This window comes from Mesorhizobium sp. M7A.F.Ca.US.005.03.1.1, assembly GCF_003997975.1.
Lineage (GTDB): Bacteria > Pseudomonadota > Alphaproteobacteria > Rhizobiales > Rhizobiaceae > Mesorhizobium > Mesorhizobium ciceri.
Map to the genome: position 1 here is coordinate 1 of NZ_RZRO01000203.1, position 2,333 is coordinate 2,333.

Annotated in this window: 1 protein-coding gene; it reads left to right on the forward strand. The window is 70.2% G+C overall.

Annotated features, from left to right (window positions below; genetic code table 11):
- On the forward strand, window positions 1-2,333 hold a 2,333-nt coding region (locus EN990_RS35105), incomplete at both ends, for a chromosome segregation SMC family protein (protein WP_164766234.1).

A 2,333-nucleotide genomic window follows, 5' to 3' on the forward strand; every position in this document is an offset into this window, starting at 1 on the left:
CGCCAAGGACGTGCAGCTTCTGTTCGCCGACCAGTCGACCGGTGCGCGTTCCCCGTCGATGGTCGGCCAGGGCCGCATCGGCGAACTGATCCAGGCCAAGCCCCAGGCACGCCGCGCCCTGCTCGAAGAGGCGGCAGGCATTTCCGGCCTGCACACCCGCCGCCACGAGGCAGAACTGCGGCTGAAGGCGGCCGAGCAGAACCTCGAACGACTGGACGACGTCGTCGGCGAGCTGGAAAGCCAGATCGAAAGCCTGAAGCGCCAGGCGCGCCAGGCCTCCCGCTTCAAGAACCTGTCGGCCGATATCCGCAAGGCCGAAGCAACGCTGTTGCATCTGCGCTGGACGCTGGCCAAAACCCAGGAAGGCGAGGCGCGATCGGCGCTGGCGGTTGCCACGGCACTGGTCGGCGACCGCGCCGCGGCCCAGATGGCCGCCGCCAGGGAGCAAGGCATAGGCGCCCATCGGCTGCCGGACCTGCGCGACGCGGAAGCCGCCGCCGCCGCTGCCTTCCAGCGCCTCTCGATCGCCAAGTCGCAGATCGAAGAGGAAGCCGGCCGCATCCGCGCCCGTCAGAGCGAACTCGAGCGCCGGCTGCAGCAGCTCGACGGCGATATCGCGCGTGAGGAGCGCATGGTCCGCGACAACGCGGACATTCTCGAGCGCCTGCGCGCCGAAGAGGCGGCACTCAATTCGGAAAATGCTGGTGCCGCCGAGCGCGAGGCCACCACCCGCGCGGCTTTCGAACAAGCGGCATCTACGCTTTCACAAAGCGAAGCCAAACTCGCCGCGCTGACTGCCGAGCGGGCCGAGGCTGCCGCCTCGCGCAACCAGATCGAACGGACGCTGCGCGATACCGCCGAGCGCCGCGACCGCTTCGCGCGTCAGCTTGCCGATGTCGACCGGGAATTGTCGGAGATACTCTCCAAGGTCGCTGGCCTGCCCGATCCGGCCGAGAAGCGGGTGCTGGTCGAACAGGCCATGGCGCTGCTGGAGGAGGCCGAGGCTGCCGTGTCCGAGGCCGAGCAGTCGGTCATCGATGCCCGCGCTGCCGAAAGCGCTGCCCGGCCACCGCTTCAGGATGCCAGGGCCGAGCTGGCAAGGATCGAAACCGAAGCGCGCACGCTGGCAAAAATCCTCAATGCCGCCAGCGGCGATCTCTTCCCGGCCGTGCTGGAGCAGATCAGCGTCGATCGCGGTTTCGAAACGGCGCTGGGTGCAGCCCTTGGCGAAGACCTCGACGTGCCGCTCGACCGCAGCGCGCCGGTGCATTGGGGCGAAGGCGCGATCCAACCCGGCGACGCGGCTCTGCCGGAAGGCGTGAAGAGCCTGGCCAGCGTGGTCCACGCGCCGGCACAGCTCGCCCGCCGCCTGGCGCAGATCGGTATCGTCGATGCCGCCGGCGATGGCCGCCGGTTGCAGCCGCTGCTTGCTCCCGGCCAGCGGCTGGTCAGCCGCGAGGGCGCGCTGTGGCGCTGGGACGGCTTTACCGCCAGTGCCGACGCGCCGACCGCCGCGGCGCAACGGCTGGCGCAGAAGAACCGGCTGGCTGAGCTCGATGCCGAGGCGATACAGGCGACGCTCGTCCTGCGCCAGGCCGAGGAGGCGCTGGGAGAGGCCGAACAGGCGCTCCGCCTGGCAAGCGAGGCCGAGCGCAACACGCGCCAGGCCGGTCGTGACGCACAGCATCGGCTGGACGCCGCCCGCAATGCACTGGCTGAGGCCGAGAGGGCCGGCGGCGAATTGCAGAGCCGGCGCGCAGCACTCGATGAAGCGCGCGCCCGCATCGTCGACAGCCATGAGGAGATTTCGGCCGCCTTCGCCGAGGCGGAAATGCTGCTGCAGGACGCGCCCGATCTTGGCGATCTGCAATTGCAGCTCGAACAGTCCTCGGCCAATGTCGCCCGCGACCGCGCCGCGCTTGCCGATGCGCGTGCGGTGCATGAGGGGCTGCGCCGCGAAGCCGAGGCGCGCGCGCGCCGGCTCGATGCCATTGGCGCCGAACGCAGCAATTGGCTGGAGCGGGCCGAAAACGCCTCGACGCAGATCGCCTCGCTTGGCGAACGCAAGGCCGAGGCCGAGGCCGAACGCGAGCGGCTGGCGGATGCGCCCGATGAAATCGACGCCAAGCGGCGCGCCCTGCTGTCGCAGCTCACCGAGGCCGAAACCTTGCGCAAGGCGGCGGCCGACCGTCTGCAGGAAGCGGAGAACCGGCAATCCGAACTGGACAAGGCCGCCACCGGCGCCATCCAGTTCCTGGCTGAGGCGCGCGAGAGCCGCGTTCGCGCCGAAGAGCGGCTGACCGCGGCCGACGAACGCCGGCTGGAGGTCGAGG